This is a genomic window from uncultured Methylobacterium sp. (genome assembly GCF_964242245.1).
Taxonomy (GTDB): domain Bacteria; phylum Pseudomonadota; class Alphaproteobacteria; order Rhizobiales; family Beijerinckiaceae; genus Methylobacterium.
Genome location: NZ_CAXTBY010000004.1, coordinates 73,518 through 90,531 on the forward strand (window position 1 = coordinate 73,518; position 17,014 = coordinate 90,531).

General features: G+C 70.5%; 21 protein-coding genes. 6 read left to right on the forward strand and 15 right to left on the reverse strand.

Translation table 11 applies throughout. The features are described 5' to 3' along the window. Positions 1-6 precede the first annotated feature (6 nt). The 7 genes from ACFE8Y_RS02070 to ACFE8Y_RS02100 form a co-directional block, all read right to left on the reverse strand. Positions 7-255 carry a BrnA antitoxin family protein gene (locus tag ACFE8Y_RS02070; RefSeq protein ID WP_375462725.1) on the reverse strand — a complete coding sequence of 83 codons (249 nt, stop codon included), beginning with the start codon at positions 253-255 and terminating at the stop codon, positions 7-9. A gap of 10 nt (positions 256-265) precedes the next feature. Then, positions 266-622 (reverse strand): hypothetical protein, encoded by a 357-nt coding sequence (locus tag ACFE8Y_RS02075; protein ID WP_375462726.1) that lies wholly within the window; start codon positions 620-622, stop codon positions 266-268. A 308-nt stretch (positions 623-930) separates the two neighbouring features. Further along, positions 931-1,959 (reverse strand): TonB family protein, encoded by a 1,029-nt coding sequence (locus ACFE8Y_RS02080; protein WP_375462727.1) that lies wholly within the window; start codon positions 1,957-1,959, stop codon positions 931-933. A gap of 3 nt (positions 1,960-1,962) precedes the next feature. Then, on the reverse strand, positions 1,963-2,442 hold the full coding sequence (gene tolR, locus ACFE8Y_RS02085) for a protein TolR (protein ID WP_375462728.1): 480 nt from the start codon (positions 2,440-2,442) through the stop codon (positions 1,963-1,965). 112 nt (positions 2,443-2,554) lie between these two features. Continuing rightward, positions 2,555-3,244, reverse strand: a complete 690-nt coding sequence (locus tag ACFE8Y_RS02090; RefSeq protein ID WP_375462729.1) for a MotA/TolQ/ExbB proton channel family protein — start codon at positions 3,242-3,244, stop codon at positions 2,555-2,557. Between the two features lie 93 nt (positions 3,245-3,337). Beyond that, positions 3,338-3,829 carry a Tat pathway signal protein gene (locus ACFE8Y_RS02095; protein WP_375462760.1) on the reverse strand — a complete coding sequence of 164 codons (492 nt, stop codon included), beginning with the start codon at positions 3,827-3,829 and terminating at the stop codon, positions 3,338-3,340. A 108-nt stretch (positions 3,830-3,937) separates the two neighbouring features. Then, positions 3,938-4,432, reverse strand: coding sequence for a hypothetical protein (locus ACFE8Y_RS02100; protein WP_375462730.1), 495 nt, complete (start codon positions 4,430-4,432; stop codon positions 3,938-3,940). A 406-nt stretch (positions 4,433-4,838) separates the two neighbouring features. Between ACFE8Y_RS02100 and ACFE8Y_RS02105 the strand changes: the two genes are divergently transcribed. Further along, complete coding sequence (locus ACFE8Y_RS02105) at positions 4,839-5,267, forward strand: Hsp20 family protein (RefSeq protein ID WP_375462731.1); 429 nt, start codon at positions 4,839-4,841, stop codon at positions 5,265-5,267. A 110-nt stretch (positions 5,268-5,377) separates the two neighbouring features. Beyond that, positions 5,378-5,662, forward strand: a complete 285-nt coding sequence (locus tag ACFE8Y_RS02110; RefSeq protein WP_375462732.1) for a DUF1150 family protein — start codon at positions 5,378-5,380, stop codon at positions 5,660-5,662. Here ACFE8Y_RS02110 and ACFE8Y_RS02115 read toward each other — a convergent pair. Then, positions 5,649-6,443, reverse strand: a complete 795-nt coding sequence (locus ACFE8Y_RS02115; RefSeq protein ID WP_375462733.1) for an alpha/beta fold hydrolase — start codon at positions 6,441-6,443, stop codon at positions 5,649-5,651. The two genes, ACFE8Y_RS02110 and ACFE8Y_RS02115, sit on opposite strands and share 14 nt — an antisense overlap. A 150-nt stretch (positions 6,444-6,593) precedes the next feature. On the opposite strand from ACFE8Y_RS02115, the gene ACFE8Y_RS02120 reads away from it, so the two are divergent. The 3 genes from ACFE8Y_RS02120 to ACFE8Y_RS02130 all read left to right on the forward strand — a co-directional run bounded on the left by ACFE8Y_RS02120 (position 6,594) and on the right by ACFE8Y_RS02130 (position 9,565). Next, the gene (locus ACFE8Y_RS02120; RefSeq protein WP_375462734.1) at positions 6,594-7,817 is read left to right on the forward strand and encodes a glycosyltransferase family 4 protein; all 1,224 of its coding nucleotides are present in this window, start codon (positions 6,594-6,596) and stop codon (positions 7,815-7,817) included. 287 nt (positions 7,818-8,104) lie between these two features. Beyond that, positions 8,105-8,626, forward strand: a complete 522-nt coding sequence (gene infC, locus ACFE8Y_RS02125) for a translation initiation factor IF-3 (protein ID WP_375462735.1) — start codon at positions 8,105-8,107, stop codon at positions 8,624-8,626. Between the two features lie 153 nt (positions 8,627-8,779). After that, a complete protein-coding gene (locus ACFE8Y_RS02130; RefSeq protein WP_375462736.1) occupies positions 8,780-9,565 on the forward strand; it encodes a ThiF family adenylyltransferase in 786 nt (261 codons plus the stop codon). Here the strand turns inward: ACFE8Y_RS02130 and ACFE8Y_RS02135 are convergent. The 7 genes from ACFE8Y_RS02135 to rpmI all read right to left on the reverse strand — a co-directional run bounded on the left by ACFE8Y_RS02135 (position 9,554) and on the right by rpmI (position 15,580). After that, a complete protein-coding gene (locus tag ACFE8Y_RS02135; protein WP_375462737.1) occupies positions 9,554-10,414 on the reverse strand; it encodes a DUF1186 domain-containing protein in 861 nt (286 codons plus the stop codon). The genes ACFE8Y_RS02130 and ACFE8Y_RS02135 overlap by 12 nt on opposite strands. Before the next feature lie 70 nt (positions 10,415-10,484). Next, positions 10,485-12,905: a phenylalanine--tRNA ligase subunit beta gene (gene pheT / locus ACFE8Y_RS02140; protein ID WP_375462738.1), complete on the reverse strand. Its 2,421-nt coding sequence runs from the start codon at positions 12,903-12,905 to the stop codon at positions 10,485-10,487. A 16-nt stretch (positions 12,906-12,921) separates the two neighbouring features. Continuing rightward, a complete protein-coding gene (locus ACFE8Y_RS02145) occupies positions 12,922-13,428 on the reverse strand; it encodes a hypothetical protein (RefSeq protein ID WP_375462739.1) in 507 nt (168 codons plus the stop codon). Beyond that, positions 13,425-13,727, reverse strand: a complete 303-nt coding sequence (locus ACFE8Y_RS02150) for a hypothetical protein (RefSeq protein ID WP_375462740.1) — start codon at positions 13,725-13,727, stop codon at positions 13,425-13,427. The genes ACFE8Y_RS02145 and ACFE8Y_RS02150 overlap by 4 nt, the downstream gene beginning before the upstream one ends. Positions 13,728-13,749: 22 nt before the next feature. Then, entirely contained in the window at positions 13,750-14,832 is a 1,083-nt protein-coding gene (gene pheS, locus ACFE8Y_RS02155) for a phenylalanine--tRNA ligase subunit alpha (protein WP_375462741.1), read from the reverse strand. A 118-nt stretch (positions 14,833-14,950) separates the two neighbouring features. After that, positions 14,951-15,328 (reverse strand): 50S ribosomal protein L20, encoded by a 378-nt coding sequence (rplT, locus tag ACFE8Y_RS02160; RefSeq protein ID WP_375462742.1) that lies wholly within the window; start codon positions 15,326-15,328, stop codon positions 14,951-14,953. Between the two features lie 48 nt (positions 15,329-15,376). Continuing rightward, entirely contained in the window at positions 15,377-15,580 is a 204-nt protein-coding gene (gene rpmI, locus ACFE8Y_RS02165; protein WP_018044555.1) for a 50S ribosomal protein L35, read from the reverse strand. A 442-nt stretch (positions 15,581-16,022) separates the two neighbouring features. Here rpmI and ACFE8Y_RS02170 point away from each other — a divergent pair, with 442 nt between their 5' ends. Next, positions 16,023-16,976 carry a UDP-glucuronic acid decarboxylase family protein gene (locus ACFE8Y_RS02170; protein ID WP_375462743.1) on the forward strand — a complete coding sequence of 318 codons (954 nt, stop codon included), beginning with the start codon at positions 16,023-16,025 and terminating at the stop codon, positions 16,974-16,976. The last annotated feature ends 38 nt before the right edge of the window (positions 16,977-17,014 follow it).

Consider the following 17,014-nt stretch of genomic DNA (forward strand, 5'->3'; position numbering starts at 1 on the left):
GCCCGGTCAGGCGCCGACCAGCCGCTTCAGCGCGTCGTTGATGCGGTCCTGCCAGCCCGGCCCATCCTTCTGAAAATGGGCGAGCACGCCGCTGTCGATGCGCAGGGTCACCGATTCGCGCGCGCCGGGCGCGGCCTGTGCGGCCCTCGGTTCAGGCTCCGGCTCCGGCACGGGCTTGGCGGTCGTCGCGGCCTTGAAGGCGGCCTCGGCCGCCTGCCGCGGATCGGTGATGCGACGGTTCCGGTCGTAGGCCATCGCTGCCCCTCTAAGCCTTCTTGCCGGACTTGGCGGAGGTCTTGGCGGAGACCGTCTTGACCGGCGCCTCGGCGGCGGCCTTCGCAGCCTTGGCGAGGGCGGCCTTGGTCTTCGGCTTCACCTCGGCGGCCTTCGCCTGAGCGTCGGCGGCTTCCTTGGCCAGCCGCAGCGCGCGCAGGCGCGTGGTGCGCTCGTCCACGGCCTTGATCGAGGCCAAGTGCTCGGCCATCGCCTGGGCGCCCTCGCGCTGCATGCGCTCGGCCCGCTCGGCCCGCTCGGCCCTCTCCTCGGCCTTGTGCTTGGCTTCCTCTTCCGGGGTCCTGACCTCGTCCTCGGTGTCCGTGCCCGTATCGATCTCGTCGCTCATCGCATCCCTTTCGTCCCGTCCCGCTTCCGGCGCGACGATCCGTCGTCACGCGGGAGCGTGCGTCGGAATCGTCGGAAGGGGCAGGTCCGGCGCGCCCGGACAGTGGGTGGGCGGCCGGTTCTCATCGTCTCCGCCAGTCCATCGCGCTCCGGGGGCGACGTGCGGAATAACCCGGTTTGTAGCATGAGGCTGCCGTCGAAGGCGAATGCCAAGGTCGCCGCGCCGCCGGAGTCCGATGACGTTATCCCGCGTCCTCGGTTTGCGCGTCGAAGCTCCGTCATCCGCGCGCGCTTCGCGGGCCGGCGCCGTCAGCGGACGCGGTAGTTCAAGGGGATGGTGACCGAGAGGCTCTGCTGCGTCACGCCCGAAGGCGCGGCCGGCAGGCTGCCGCGGACCGCGCCCAGCGCCGCGCTGTCGATCTGGCCGACGCCGCTGCTGCGCGCGACGCCCGCGCTCGTCACCTGTCCCGAGCGCAGGACCGTGAAGCGCACCATCGCGGTGCCCCCCGCGGTGCCGTTGGCAGCGCCCGGATTCATTCGGCTGTGGATCGCCGAGCTGATCGCCCCGGTCCACTGCCGCATCGCGCTCGGATCGTTGCCGGCAGCAGCCTGTCCCGCCGCGTTCTGGCGCGAGGCCGAGGCCGAGCTCCGCGTGTCGGCGCCCTGGCGCGCCGGGGCCGCCTTCGCCCGCGCCTCGCGCGCCGCCTTGGCCCTGGCCTCGCGGACCGCCTCGACGCGCTCCTCGGCGGCTTCGCGGCGCGCCTCCTCGATCTGCTCGCGCCGCTTGGCCGCCCGAATCTTCGCCTCGCGCTCCGCCTTGAGCTTGGCGAGGTCGGGCTTGGGCTGGACCGGCTTGGCCTCGACGGGCTTCTCGGGCGCCTGCGCGCGTGCGGGGGGCGGGGGCGCCAGCGGTTCGGCCTGCTCGGCCGTCGACGTGATGACCTGGCTCTCCGGCGTGACCGGGACCGCGTCGGGCGGTGCTTCGGTGACCGCCTGGACCGGCGGCGGCTCGGCGACGGCCTCGTCGGGCTTCACCTCGGCGACCTCCGGTGGCGGCTTGGTCGGCTCGGCCTCGGTCGGCTCCTCGACCGGCTTCGTCTCCGGTGGCGCGGCCTCGCTCATCTGCTGCTCGCTCGGCGCCTGCGTCTCGGCCTCGGTCATGAGCGGGGCGAGATCGATCGAGACCTGCTGCTCGCCGGGAGGCGCCGGCGGCGTCAGCTTGAACACCGCGAGGCCGGCCAGCACCGCCAGATGCAGCGCGAGGGCGACGAGGAACGCGGGCAGGAGGCCCGATGCGCGAGGCTCGGGACCGCCTCCGGTGCTGACGACGACGGCCATGGCTTACTGCGCCGCCCCGCCGGACGGGGCCGCGGCCGGCGCCGCTCCGCCCGGAGCCTGCGCGATCAGCGAGACCTTGGTGAAGCCGGCTTGGCCGACGAGACCCATCACCTCCATGATCTTGCCGTACGGGACCTCCCGGTCGCCGCGCACCAGCACGACCTGATCCTTGTCGACGGCGGCCATCGCGCGCAGGCGCGGCACCAGGGTCTCGCTGGTGAAGACCTCCTTGGCGATCGACGGCTTGCCCTCCTTGTCGATGGTGACCTCCATCGGTTTCTTCGACTGCGCGACCTTGGCCGCGGCGGTCTTCGGAAGCTGCACCGGAACGCCCGTCGTCATCAGCGGCGCCGCCACCATGAAGATGATCAGCAGCACCAGCATCACGTCGACCATCGGGGTGACGTTGATCTCGGACATCGGCGCCGTGCCGAGGTCGTCCCCGTCGTCGGAACCGCTCGCGCGGATCGTACCCATCGCCATGCGGCGTCCTCCGGGATCGGCGGCCGAGCCGCGCACGGCCGCCGCAGCGGAAAATGAGGACCGGCCGTCCTCGGGGACCGGCCGGCGCGTCGGAGCGGATGTCCGGCCCGGCCTACTCGGCGGCGGCGCGGTGCTGGCCGGCGCGGTCGCGGGCGAGGCGGTTGCCGAGCACGTTGATGCAGGAGACGAACGAGGTCTGGACCCGGCCGACGTCGTTGGCGAGCTTGTTGTAGGCCATCACCGCCGGGATCGCGACGACGAGGCCGATGGCGGTCGCAAACAGCGCCTCCGCGATGCCCGGCGCCACCACCGCGAGCGAGGTGTCCTGGCTCCGCGCGATCGACGAGAAGGAGTTCATGATGCCCCACACCGTCCCGAACAGGCCCACGAAGGGCGCGGTCGAGCCCGAGGTCGCGAGCAGGGACAACCCGGTCTGGAGGCGCTTGACCTCGACGCCGAGCGCCCCGCGCATGGCCCGCTCGATGCGGTCTCGCCGCTCGGCCCGGGTCTCGGTCTGGTCCTGGTCGCGCCACGCGTCGAGCGCCGCCCTGACGATGTGCGCGGCGATGCCCTTCTGATCGCCCTCCAGGCTCCCGCCGGAGCGCACCAGCGCCTCGAAGGCCTTGGCTTGGCGCCGCGCGGCGGCAAGCCGGATGATCTTCTCGAACATCACGGTCCAGCAGGCGAGCGAGGCGACCGCCAGCAGGATCATCACCCCCTTCACGATCGGATCGGCCTGCAGGAACAGGCCCACGAACGAGAAGTCGGGGCCGGCGTCGATCGGGGCGGCTGTCGGATCCATCTCGGCCTCGTGTCTCAAATCGGAAGCGGCGGGGGCCGCGGACCGCCCGCCGGGGCGATCCGGCGCACGGTTCTGATCTCGGCGTTCGGCGGCTCAGCGGTCGAAGGACACGCTCGCCTTGGTCTCGGTCTCGGTGTGCTCGAGGCAGGCGTCGCGGCCCTCGCAGGCGAGGACGTCGTTGAGCAGGACCCGGCCGACCTTCGCGCAGGCGATGCCTGGGAAGTCGAAGATCTTGACGGTCGTCTTGCGCGCCGGGATCGGTCCGAGCTCGACGGCGACGCGCTTCTGCGCGATGCCGTCCGTGTCGAAGGCGAACAGATCGATCTTGTAGGATTTCAGGGGCGTGCCGCGGCTGTTGTCCACGAGCATCGTCGCCCGGCAGGCCTCGCCCGCGGACTCCATGCGGTTGAGCTGGAGCTTGATCGGAGGGGCCTTCTCGGCGGGCGCCGCGTCCTGCGCCAGCGCCGAGGCGAGGAACGACACGACGAACACGAGCGAGAGCGCGAGGCAGGCCGCCGTGTCGAGGGCGAGCCGCCAGATCTTCAGCCGGTAGAGGGGCATACCCCGTCCGCGCACCTGTACCATCGACACGTCATCAACTCCTTCGACGCTCAGCGTCCCGTCCGGGCGACGAGGCGCGCCGGCCCGGTTGGCAGACACAACGGCGAGGCCGGGATCGCCGTTGCAGGTTCCTCAGTGCAGCGCCGCGCGCGGTCGCCGCGGCGCGGTGCCTCCGAGCCGGCCTGCCGCCGAATCGATCGCCGCGACGGCGTTCCGCACCGCAGCGACGAGGCGCGGTGCCGCATCACGCCCGGTGATCGCTGCGGCGCCGAGCCCGACCTCGTCCCAGAGCCGGCGCCGGCCATGACCGATCAACCCGACGAGGGCGCATTCGTGCCCGGTCAGCCGGCAGCAGGTGGCCGGCATGAACGACCATTCCGCGTCGCGCTCGGACCGGAGCGCCCGCACGATCCCGACGACGCAGGAGACGAACCGTCCGCCCTCCGCGGCGCCGAGCAGGCGCTCCGCTCCGTCGAAGGCCGCATCCCAGCGGGCGACGTCGCTGGTTATGTATCCGGCCGCGACGAACCGCGCGACGGACAGGGCCAGCACCTCCGCGTCGTCGCCGCAAACCTCCGAGACCATCGGCATCCGGTCGTGGCGCGGTGGCAGGGACGGCGCGTTCATTCAGCCTCCGGCAAGTGGGTGCGTCCGCCGGACCGGGTTCCGACGGCCCGCATGACGCCCGCCGCGGGGAAGTATCCGAGGTGGTGGACGCGGATCAAGGGCTGCGCCGAAAATCAGAGCCATTCCAAACTGTTACGGGCAGAGGCCAAGCTTCGCCGTGCCGGATTGCCGATCGATCCCGGTATCGATTGCCAATTTTTCCCGAGAAGCGACCTCGGAACGGATCGATCCGGCCCCGATGCAGCCCGCGCGCGGCCCGCGTTCCCTTGATGGCGCGGTTCGGCTCGTTCATATCGTCTCAGGCCGGCCGTTCCGGTCGATGGAGCGCTGCACTGGGCGGGCTCCGGGAGCGAGGCGCCCATCGGCCGTCCGGCCCCGGGGCCTCGGGATGAGGAACCCTGCACCGATGACCCGTCCCTCCCCGTTCGGACACCCCTTCCTGCTCGGGTTCGACGAGATCGAGCAGGCCCTCGACCGCGTCTCCAAGGCGGCCAACGACGGCTATCCGCCCTACAACATCGAGCGGCTCGCCCGCACGGAGCGGGAGCCCGACCGGCTTCGGATCACACTGGCGGTGGCCGGCTTCACCCGCGATCAGCTTGACGTGATGCTGGAGGAGAACCAGCTCGTCGTGCGCGGCCGGCAGGTCGAGGAGAAGGAGCGGCTGTTCCTGCACCGCGGCATCGCGGCGCGGCAGTTCCAGCGGGCGTTCCTGCTGGCCGACGGCATGGAGGTGCTGGGCGCCGACCTCTCCAACGGGCTGCTCTCGATCGACCTCGCCCGCCCCGAGCCCGAGCGGGTGGTGCGCCGGATCGCCATCGTCGAGCGCGATTGATCCCGGCGCGGAACACACCACATCCCTGACAGGGCCCACGATCGCCGAAGGTCTTCGACCGCGACGGGATCGCTTGGGCCGATTGCTCTGCCTTGGAAGGAGGGCACGACATGACCGAACTGAACGCCTCCCCGCTCACCCCCGCCGATCTCGATCCGGCGGAGTTCGACGCCGCCGACCTCGCGACGCTCGGCGAGGGCCACATCGCCTACGTCCGGCCGATCCGCTCCGACGAGGTGATGCGCCTGTTCCCCCAGGCCCCCCAGCTCACCCCGGGCCTCGACCTGTTCGCCCTGCTCTCGGCGAGCGGCGCGCCGATCCTGCTCGCGGATTCGCGCGACGTGATCCTCGCCAACGCGGCCGCGCACGACCTGCATCCCGTCAGCCTGCACTGAGCGGGCAGGCGCCCATCCCGGCCACCGCCGACAGCAGCCGCGCGATGTCCTGCGGCCGCGACAGGCGGTGGTCGCCATCCGCGATCAGGGTCAGCACCGTGCCCGCCGCCGGCAACCGGTCGAGGATGCGGAAGGCGTGGGTGTGGGGCACGTCCGGGTCCTGCATGCCCTGGAGGATGTGGACCGGGCAGCCGAGGTCGAGGGGGCCGGTCAGAAGCCGGTTGCGGCGGCCGTCCTCGATCAGGGCCATCGTGATCCCGTCCGGCTCCGGCGCGTAGGCGCTCTGCCGCAGCCAGACGCCGTCGCGCTCCAGCGTCGCGCGCACCTCCGGCGGGAACCGGTCCCACATCAGGTCCTCGGTGAAGTCGAGCGCCGGCGCGATCAGCACGAGCCCTGTCGGCGGTGCGCCGCCCCGTTCCGCGAGGACGCGCGCGGCAAGGCACGCGATCCAGCCGCCCATCGACGATCCGATCAGCACGGGCGCTTCCGGCGCGTGGGCGGCGAGCACCGCCTGCGCGTCGGCGAGCCAGGTCGAGATCGTCGCGGCGGAGAAGTCGCCGCCGGATTCCCCATGGCCGGAATAGTCAAAGCGCACGAACCGGCGCCCGGCCGTTGCTGCCCAGGCATCGACCGCCCGCGCCTTGGTGGCGCCCATGTCCGAGCGGAAGCCTCCGAGCCACACGACCGGCGGCCCGCTGCCGTCGCGCACGCGCACAGCGATGCGTCGCTGCATCGCGCCGTCGCCGACCGTGATGAAGTCTGCAACCGTGCCGTCCCGCATCCCGTTCTCCGTTCCCAGCCTGAACACGTCGCCTTCAGCATCCGTTTACCGAACCGTAAAGCGCACCCGCGATCCTAGGACAATGAACGCTGCGATGAGGTTGGGTGCGGGCGCGCCATGCCCCGGGGTGATCCCGTCGGCGGCATGTTCATGAACGGGGACATCCGCGCCGCGTCCGGTTTTCCAGGTGACGCCGCGCCGCTCGCCGGGACCTGCGTGCTCCAGATCATCCCCGCCCTCGATGCCGGCGGCGCCGAGCGGACCACGGTCGACATCGCGGCGGGCTTGGCGGCCGCGGGCGCGCGCGCCCTCGTCGCCACCGAGGGCGGGCGGCTCGTGGGCGAGCTGCAGGCCAAGGGCGGGATCTGCCTGCCGTTCCCGGCCGCGTCGAAGAACCCGGCGGCAATGGCCCTGAACGTCGGCCGCCTCGCGCGGCTGTGCCGGCGCGAGGGCGTGCAGATCATCCACGCCCGTTCGCGCGCGCCGGCCTGGGTCGCGCTCGGCGCGGCGCGCCGGCTCGGGCTTCCCTTCGTCACGACCTATCACGGCGCTTATTCCGGCCGCACCGGCGTCAAGGTGCTCTACAACTCGGTGATGGCGCGGGGCGACGCGGTGATCGCCAACTCGCACTACACCGCCGACCTGATCCGCAGCCTGCACGCCGAGCAGGCGGGCGACCGCGTGCGGGTGATCCACCGCGGCACCGACCTCGCCGCCTTCAGCCCGGGTGCGGTCGGCGCGGGCCGGGTCGAAGCGCTCCGCCGGAGCTGGGGCGTGGCCCCGCACGAGCGGGTGATCCTGCTCGCCGCGCGGCTCACCGCCTGGAAGGGCCAGCGCATCCTGATCGAGGCGGCCGCGCGGATGCGCGCGCAGGGGATCGCCGACTTCGCGGTCGTCCTCGCGGGCGATCCGCAGGGGCGCGCCGCCTACGAGCGCGAGCTCGACGCCCTCGTCGCCGCCCGCGGCCTCGACGGCGTCGTGCGCCGGGTCGGCCATTGCAGCGACATGCCGGCGGCCTTCCGGGCGGCCTCCGTCGTGGCGGTGCCCTCCGTCGAGCCCGAGGCCTTCGGCCGTTCGGCGGTGGAGGCGCAGGCCCTGGGCACGCCGGTGGTGGTGTCCGACCTCGGCGCGGTGCCCGAGACGGTGCTGAGCCCGCCCGAGGTTCCGGCCGGCCAGCGCACCGGCTGGCGCGTGCCCGCGGGCGACGCGGACGCGCTCGCCGCGGCGCTCGGCGAGGCCCTGTCGCTCGGTGCCAGCGCCCGCGACGCCCTGGCGCGGCGCGAGCGGGCGCACGTGGAGGCGAACTTCTCGCTGGAGCGCATGGTGGCCGACACCCTGGCGATCTACGCCCGGTTGCTGAAGCGATCCGCGTGAACGCCGGATCGCTGCGCGGATCTTGCCCACGCCGATTCGGGTTCTCACATCGCGAAGACGGTGTTCGCATCGCGAGGAGCGGCATCGTTTCGCGTCGAGGCGGCGGCATGGGTTGAGAGTCATGTGTTGAGAGCCATGTGTTGACTTGCCGCACGGTTCGGCCAAGGTAAGCCGTCCGGGATTGGCCGGAGCGGTCGGCGGTCAGGGTATCCCGGAACGGGGTGCCACGGGCCGCCGTTTCGTCGTTGCATCAGGAGATCAAAGCCATTCGTAGACCCATGAGAGCCATGCCGGCCCCGCAGAAGGACGGGCCGCGCGCCAACCGGGATATCCGCGGCGTTCGCGAAGTGCAGCTCATCGACGACACCGGACAGAACCGGGGCGTCGTCGCCTTCTTCGATGCCCTCACGCTCGCCGAGGAGGCCGGCCTCGACCTCGTGGAGATCGCGCCGAACTCCGCGCCGCCCGTCTGCAAGCTGCTCGATTACGGCCGCTTCCGCTTCAACGAGCAGAAGAAGCAGAACGAGGCCCGCAAGCGGCAGAAGACGGTCGAGGTGAAGGAGATCAAGCTCCGCCCCGGCATCGACAAGCACGATTACGACGTCAAGATGAAGTCGGTTCAGCGCTTCTTCGAGGAGGGCGACAAGGTCAAGGTGACCCTGCGTTTCCGCGGCCGCGAGATGGCGCACCAGGACATCGGCCTGCGCCTCCTGGAGCGCGTCAAGACCGAGACGGCCGAGATCGCCAAGGTCGAGAGCGAGCCGATGCTCGAGGGCCGGCAGATGATCATGATCCTCGCCCCGCGCTGAGACCTTAGCGATGTTCGACCCGGCCCCGTCGGGTCCGAGCGCGGTATCGCCCGGCCGCGTGACGAGATCCGAACCTTGCCCGGTGTGCCGGTCCTGCCGACCGGATGATCGACCGGTGGGTATGATGGCGTCCAAGCCACAGTCCGGCCGCGCATGGCGCTGAGTCCGGACGAGGTCGAACGCTACGCCCGGCACCTCGTGTTGCGCGAGGTCGGCGGTCCGGGGCAGGCGAGGCTGAGGGCGGCCCGAATCCTCGTGATCGGCGCCGGCGGCCTCGGCGCGCCGTTGATCCAGTATCTCGCGGCCGCCGGCGTCGGCACGATCGGCATCGTTGACGACGACGCGGTCTCGCTCTCGAACCTCCAGCGGCAGGTGATCCACAGCACGCCCGACATCGGCCGGCCCAAGGTCGAGAGCGCGACCGACGCGGTGGCCCGCCTGAACCCGCATGTCCAGGTGGTGGCGCACCCGTTCCGGATCGACGCGCGGAGCGCGCAGGCGCTGGCGGGCGACTACGACGTCGTCGCCGACGGCTCCGACAACTTCGCCACGCGCTACGCGGTGTCCGACGCCTGCTACCGCGCGGGGCGCCCCCTCGTCACGGCGGCGCTCGGCCAGTTCGACGGGACGCTGACCACGATCCGTGCCCACGAGACCGGGCCGGACGGGCGCCCCAACCCGACCTACCGCTGCCTGTTCCCGACCCCGCCGCCGCCCGGCAGCGTGCCCGCGTGCGCCGAGGCGGGCGTGCTCGGCGCGCTCGCCGGCGTGATGGGCTCGCTCATGGCGATGGAGGTGATCCGCGCGGTCGTCGGCTTCGGCGAGCCCCTGGTCGGCCGCCTGCTGATGGTCGATGCCCGCGCCATGCGGTTCGAAACGCTGAGCTACGGCTGGGACGCGGCGAACCCGCTCAGCGGGACGGTTCCGTCAGAATCCTGACGGCGCCATCGCTTGCCTGCCGAGGCAGCACTTCTTGAACTTCAATCCGCTGCCGCAGGGGCAGGGATCGTTGCGGCCGACATCCTTGAACGGGTTGCGCTGGGGCAGGCCCGCCCCCTCCCGGGTCCAGGCGAGCTGGCCGATCGGATCGTCGAGGTCGCCGTGGTGCCGGGGGTCGAGGCGCGCGCGATCGTTCGGCTTCCGCTCGGCCGCACGCAGGGTGTCCCTGAACCACTGCGCGTCGCTGAATTCGTCGGTGATGCGACGATCGCGGCGGGCGGCCTCCGCGCGGGGGGCGAGATCGCGAAACCCGAGGTAGGCGATCGCCTCCTCCCAGCCGATCCAGGCCATGTCGCCCTCGATCGCCGCCTGTGCGTCGTCGAAGCGGACCAGCAGCGCGCGGACCGCGTCCCGCCCGATCCGACCCTCGTGGGCGAGGAAGACGCAGGCCGAGAACAGCGCGGTCCGGACGGCCCCGTCGCCGGTGCTGTCGAGGATCCGCGCGAACAGAGGGGCCGTCTCCCCGTCGAACAGGCTCGCGACCACCCGCGGCAGGGTGGTGGTGACGGCGTCGCCCAGGAGCGCGTCGATCGTGTCGCCGTCCTGGCGGAGCAGGGCGAGGAGCGGCGCCAGCGCGCGGGTGTCCCGCCCGTGCGCCAGCACGTGCAGGCCCCAGAACATCAGGTTCTGCGCGCCGGCCTCCAACTCGGCGCCCTCGGCCGCCGCCGCCAGCAGGCGCAGGGTCTCCCCTGCGACCGCCTCGGGTTCAGCCAACGCCCGCCGCAGGGCCGCCTCGGGCAGGTGGTCGGCCGCGGACAGGTCGCGGACCAGGGTCGCGTCGTCGGTCATGCCGGTGCTTGCCTCCTCTTCGGCCAACGGCATTCTTCGCCGCGGCCATCCGCGGGACCAAGGATCGCGGTCAGGCGCGCAGCGTCGCGCCGGTCCTGCGGCCGACCTCGGCGACGATCCGCGCAGCCACCGCCTCGATCTCCGCATCGGTCAGCGTCCGCTCGACCGGCTGCAGCCGCACCGCGATGGCGACCGACTTGCAGCCCTCCGGGATGCCGGCGCCCTCGTAGACGTCGAACACGTCGATGCCTGCCACGAGCTTGCGCTCGGCCCCCTGCGCCGCCCGGACGACATCGCCCGCCGCCACGTCGCGGCCGACGACGAAGGCGAAGTCGCGCGAGACCGGCTGGAACTCGGGCAGCACGAGCGCGCCCTTCGTCCGGGTCGCCCGGTGCTTGGGCGGCGGGACCGCGTCGAGCACGATCTCGAAGGCGACCAGCGTGCCCTTCAGGTCGAGCGCCCGCATCACCTGCGGATGCACCTCGCCGAAATGGCCCACCGGGTTCTTCGGGCCGAACTGAAGCGTGCCCGCGCGGCCGGGATGCAGCCAGCCCGGGCCGCCGGCCGCGACCTGGAGGCCGCCGGTCGGGATGCCGAGGGCGGCGAGCAGCGCCAGCGCGTCGGCCTTGGCCTGGAAGGCGTCGACCGTCGCGGCCGAACCGTCCCAGTGACGCCCGCCGCCGGCGAGGTTCGCCGTGCCCCGCCGCACGGCGGCCGCGCGGATGCTCTGCCCCTCCGGCGCGTCGCCGACGAAGCACTGGCCGACCTCGAACAGGGCGACGTCGGGATAGCCGCGGTCGGCGTTGCGCTGGGCCGCCCGCAGGAGCCCCGGCACGAGGCTCGGGCGCATGTCCGAGAGGTCCGCGGCGATCGGGTTGGCGAGCGCGAGATCGGCCCCGCCGCCGCCGAACAGCACCGCGTCGGCGTGTGGGATGAACGACCACGTCACCGCCTCCATCAGCCCGCGGCTTGCCAGCGCGCGCTTGGCGCGGCGGGTGCGCGTCTGGATCACCGTGAGCGCCGGCGGCACCAATCCCGCCAGGGGCGCCAGGGGCTTCGGCTCGATCCGGTCGAGGCCGGCGATGCGGATGATCTCCTCGACGAGGTCGGCTTTCCCCGCGATGTCGGGCCGCCAGGAGGGGGCCAGCACCTTCACCCGGTCCCCCGTGCCGGCGACGTGGAAGCCCAGCGTTTCCAGGGTCACCTTCATCTCGACGCGCGACAGATCCAGGCCGGCGAGGCGCCGCACCTCCGTCCAGGGGAAGTCGATGACCCGGTCGGTCTCGGGCATCCCGCCCGCCACCGTCGCCTCGGTCGGGCTGCCGCCGCAGAGGTCGAGCACCCACCGCGTCGCGAGGTCGAGCCCCGGCAGCGTGAAGGCCGGATCGACGCCGCGCTCGAAGCGGTAGCGCGCATCGGTGACAACGCCGAGCCGGCGCCCGGTCTGGGCGATGTTGGCCGGGTTCCACAGGGCCGACTCGATGAGCACGTCGGTGGTCGCCGCGTCGCAGCCCGAGGCTGCGCCGCCGATGATGCCGGCGACCGATTCGACGCCGTTGTCGTCGGCGATCACCACCATCTCGGGCGCGAGCGCGTGCGTGCGGCCGTCGAGGGCCCTCAAACGCTCACCCTCCCGCGCGAGCCGGACGACGAGGCCGCCGGCCACCTTGGCCGCGTCGAAGACGTGCAACGGCCGGCCGCGGTCGAAGGTCACGTAGTTGGTGATGTCGACGAGCGCGTTGATCGGGCGCAGGCCGACGGCGCGCAGGCGCGCCTGCATCCAGGCCGGCGACGGCCCGTTCCGCACACCCCGCACGAGCCGCAGGGCGACGTGCGGGCAGAGGTCGGCGTGGGCCGGCGCGAGGTCCAGCGTCACCGGCACCGGGCACGGGCCCTCGCCGCGGATTCGCGGCGGGCTCGCGTGCCGGAGGGCGCCGATGCCGGTGGCGGCCAGATCCCGGGCGATGCCGTGGACCGAGGCGCAGTCGGGCCGGTTGGGGGTGAGGTTGATCTCGATGACCGGGTCGTCGAGGCCGGCGTAGGACGCGTAGGCGCCGCCGACGGGCGCGTCGGCGGGCAGGTCGAGGATGCCGTCGTGATCCTCGCCCAGGCCCAATTCCGCCGCGGAGCACAGCATGCCGCGGCTCTCGACGCCGCGGATGGTGCCGACGGACAGGGTCATGTCCTTGCCCGGCACGTAGGTGCCGGGGGCTGCGAACACCGAGAGCATCCCGGCCCGGGCGTTGGGCGCGCCGCAGACGACCTGCACGGGTGCCCCATCGCCAACGTCGACCGTGCAGACCCGCAGGCGATCCGCATTCGGGTGCTGCGCGGCCTCGACCACCCGCGCGACCACGTAGGGCCTCAGCGCGGCGGCCTTGTCCGCGATGCCCTCGACCTCCAGCCCGATCCGGGTGAGCGTCTCACTGATGGTGTCGAGGGACGCCTCGGTGTCGAGGTGGTCCTTGAGCCAGGAGAGGGTGAATTTCATGGGATACCTTGAAATCTTACCGCCGGCTGGATCTGACGGTTAACATCACTGCCAGTCTGCGGCGTGCATCGAGAGGTAGTCCATCGAGCAGAAGGACCGCACCTTCCGCGAGAGCAATCAACGTTTGGGTCTCGCTGCGTGTCAGAAGCCTCTGCGTTGCTCCGAAGCGGCCAGGTTGACTGTAATCAGCGTTCTCTCGTAATCGGCGAAGCTCGAGGAGAACATCGCCAATCCGCTCGATGTCCTCGTGCAGCGCCCTCGCCTTGGCGGAACTCAAAACTTCGCGGGCCTTGGAATGCTCCAGGTTGCGGTAGATTGGCTCCAGATCGTCAGGGGCCGAAGTCCACAGACCTAAGCCTTCGGCACAGATTTGGCAGAGCGTGTGGAACGCCGCGTAGTAGGCGCTGCTGATTGCGCGCCTGAAGGCGGCCTGCTCCACGATACGGCGGCTACGGATCTGCGCCAGATGTTCCGCGACTTCGAGCAACCCACTCGCAAGCGGATTGCGAGTCTTCGCTGTCACGGTTCGAAATCCTCAGGATCCGCATACGGCATATCGTCGTCGGGATAGGCGTAGCGAACGAAGGGAAAGCGCGCTTCGCCTTCCCGCTTCAGACGCGCACGCAGTTCTGTAAGGGCTGCCATCACCGATGGGGCGTCTGCCGGTCCAGATCCGGGAAGGAAGTGAGCCGTCACGCGCACGGCCTGTTCGCCGTCGATATCTACGTCGTCGGCGACGTCGGACCGCTCGAATCCGAAAGGTCCGAGCTTCGCGCGCAAAACCTCGTCGGCGAGATCGCGTATTTCGATCGTCGTCAGCACCACGACCTCCCTTACGTAGAACCTATCCCGTCAGCCCGCCGACTAGGCTCGGCACGTCGAGCGGGCGGAAGCCGTAATGCTCCAGCCAGCGCACGTCCGCCTCGAAGAACGGGCGCAGGTCCGGCATGCCGTACTTGAGCATGGCGATGCGGTCGATGCCGACGCCGAAGGCGAAGCCTTGGACGGCGTCGGGGTCGAGCCCGCAATTCCGGAGCACGTTCGGGTGGACCATGCCGCAGCCGAGGATTTCCAGCCAATCCTGCCCCTCGCCGAAGCGGATCTCGCCCCCCTTCCGCGCGCACTGGATGTCGACCTCCGCCGACGGTTCCGTGAAGGGGAAGAACGACGGCCGAAAGCGCATCTTGACGTTCTCGACCTCGAAGAACGCCTTGCAGAACGCCTCCAGCACCCATTTCAGGTTGGCGATGTTGGCCGCCCTGTCGATCACCAGCCCCTCGACCTGATGGAACATCGGCGTGTGGGTCTGGTCGGAATCGTGCCGGTAGGTCCGCCCCGGGATGATCACCCGGATCGGCGGCGCCTGCGCGCGCATGGTGCGGATCTGGACCGGCGAGGTGTGGGTGCGCAGCACCTTGCGCTGCCCGTCGCGATCGGGCGCCAGGAAGAAGGTGTCGTGCATCTCGCGCGCCGGGTGGCCTGGCGGGAAGTTCAGCGCGGTGAAGTTCAATTCGTCCGTCTCGATGTCGGGCCCCTCCGCCACCGAGAAGCCCATCCCGGAGAAGATCGCGGTGATCTCGTCGATGACGTGGCTGATCGGGTGGATGCGGCCGCGCGCCTCCGGGGCCTCGCGGACGGGCAGCGACACGTCGATGCGCTCGGCCGCGAGCCGCGCCTCCAGCGCCGCCTCCGCCAGCGCCGCGCGGCGCCGCGCCAGCGCGTCCTGAACCCGGTCGCGCAGGCCGTTGATCAGCGGGCCGCGAACCCTGCGCTCGTCCGGGCTCATCGCACCCAGCGTCTTCAGCAGGTCGGAGACGCTGCCCTTCTTGCCGAGGGCCGCCACGCGCAATCCCTCGAGCGCCGCCTCGTCGGCAGCGGCGGCGACTTGGTCCAGGAGATCGCGTTCGAGGGTGTCGAGATCGGTCATCGCCGTCCTGTCGCGGTTCAGGGCACGCGCCGCGTGGGGTGCCGCGCGCGCACGACGAAGGCGCAACGCTCCCCCGGGAAGCGCCGCGCCCTGGCCCGGATCGTCGCGCGGATGAGGCTCAGGCGGCCTTGGCCGCGGGGGCTGGGAGCGCGGCCTTGGCCTTCTCGACCACGACGGCGAAGCTCGCCGGCTCGTGGATCGCCAAGTCCGACAGGGCCTTGCGGTCGACTTCGATGCCGGACTTCGACAGGCCGTCGATGAAGCGCGAGTAGGTCAGGCCGTGCTCGCGGACCGCCGCGTTCAGGCGCTGAATCCAGAGGGCGCGGAAGCTGCGCTTCTTGTTCTTGCGGTCGCGGTAGGCATACTGCATGCCCTTCTCGACCGCCTGCTTGGCGATGCGGATCGTGTTCTTGCGCCGGCCGTAATAGCCGCGGGCGGCCTTGAGGACTTTCTTGTGCTTCGCGTGACTGGTCACGCCGCGCTTGACGCGGGCCATGGGGTCTCTCCTGGATCAGATGAAGTCAGTCTCGGCGTGCGTGAAGGCTTACCGGCTGTTCGGCAAAAAGTACTTCTTCACGTTGGCGGCATCGCCCTCGAACAGGGTCGTGGTGCCGCGCAGGTTGCGGATCTGCTTCGTCGTCCGCTTGATCATCCCGTGGCGCTTGCCCGCCTGGGCGTACATGACCTTGCCGGTCCCGGTGATCTTGAAGCGCTTCTTGGCGCCCGATTTCGTCTTCAGCTTGGGCATTTGGCTCTCCGCTGCGCGAAACCCCTGACGGTCCGACGACGGCCGGAGGGGTGCGCTCGATGGATGCTTCTGGTGGAGCAGCATGAACCGCCACGGCAGCCCTAACCGGCCGGGCGGTTCCACGCGGGCCGGCTTATGGCAGAAACGGCACGCCGCTTCAATGCCGTCGGCGAAGAGGCTCCGGCCCAGGCTCTTCCTGGCTCAGGACCGCCAGCGCCGAGGACACCTTCGTTCTCGTCACCCGCGTGGAACGCCTGCCGCGCGCTTGACTCGAACGCCCGCGCACAACCATGACTCGGGCATTACTCGTCGACCGACGAAACCTCTACCGCAAGCGGCAGGATGAGGGGCCCGGCTCTTCGTCGTATCGAGGCTGGCCGTCCTTTGACGGAAGGCTTGTTCGCTCGCCGCCATCGCCTGCCCGAACTCGGAGATCCACCACGTGCGGTACGCCAACACGAAGAAAGTCCTCGTCACGGGCGGAGCCGGTTTCCTGGGATCGCATCTCTGCGAGAAGATTCTCGATCAGGGACATGAAGTTCTTTGCGTGGACAATTTCTTCACGGGCACGCGCCGCAACATCGCTCACCTCATCGACAATCCGCGTTTCGAGATGATGAGGCACGACATCACATTTCCGCTCTACGTCGAAGTCGACGAAATCTACAATCTTGCTTGCCCAGCCTCGCCCGTGCATTATCAATTCGATCCCGTACAGACGACCAAGACGAGCGTCGTCGGCGCGATCAACATGCTTGGCCTTGCCAAGCGCGTAAAGGCCAAGGTGTTCCAGGCCTCGACGTCGGAAGTGTACGGAGACCCCGAGGTTCATCCGCAGCCTGAAGAATACTGGGGGCGCGTCAATCCGATCGGCTTCCGCTCCTGTTACGACGAGGGCAAGCGGTGCGCCGAGACCCTGTTCTTCGATTACTACCGCCAGCACAAGCTGCCGATCAAGGTAGTGCGCATCTTCAACACCTACGGGCCGCGCATGCACCCGAACGATGGACGCGTCGTCTCCAACTTCATCGTTCAGGCCCTGAAGGGCAGCGACCTGACCATCTACGGGGATGGATCGCAGACGCGATCCTTCTGTTACGTCGATGATCTCATCGACGGCTTCCTCGCGCTCATGGAGACGGGACCGGAGATTACGGGTCCGATCAACATCGGCAATCCCGGCGAATTTACGATGCTTCAGCTTGCGGAACTCATCATCGAGATGACGAACTCGTCGTCGAAGATCGTGACACGCCCGCTGCCGCCGGACGATCCGCGCCAGCGCCGGCCCGACATTTCGAAGGCAAAAGCTCTTCTCGGTTGGGAGCCCACGGTGCCGCTGCGCGCGGGATTGTCGCGAACCATCAATTATTTCGATCATTATATAAGAAATTGAGCTGTCGCCCATCCATTCACCCGGCGAGAGCGCCCGGC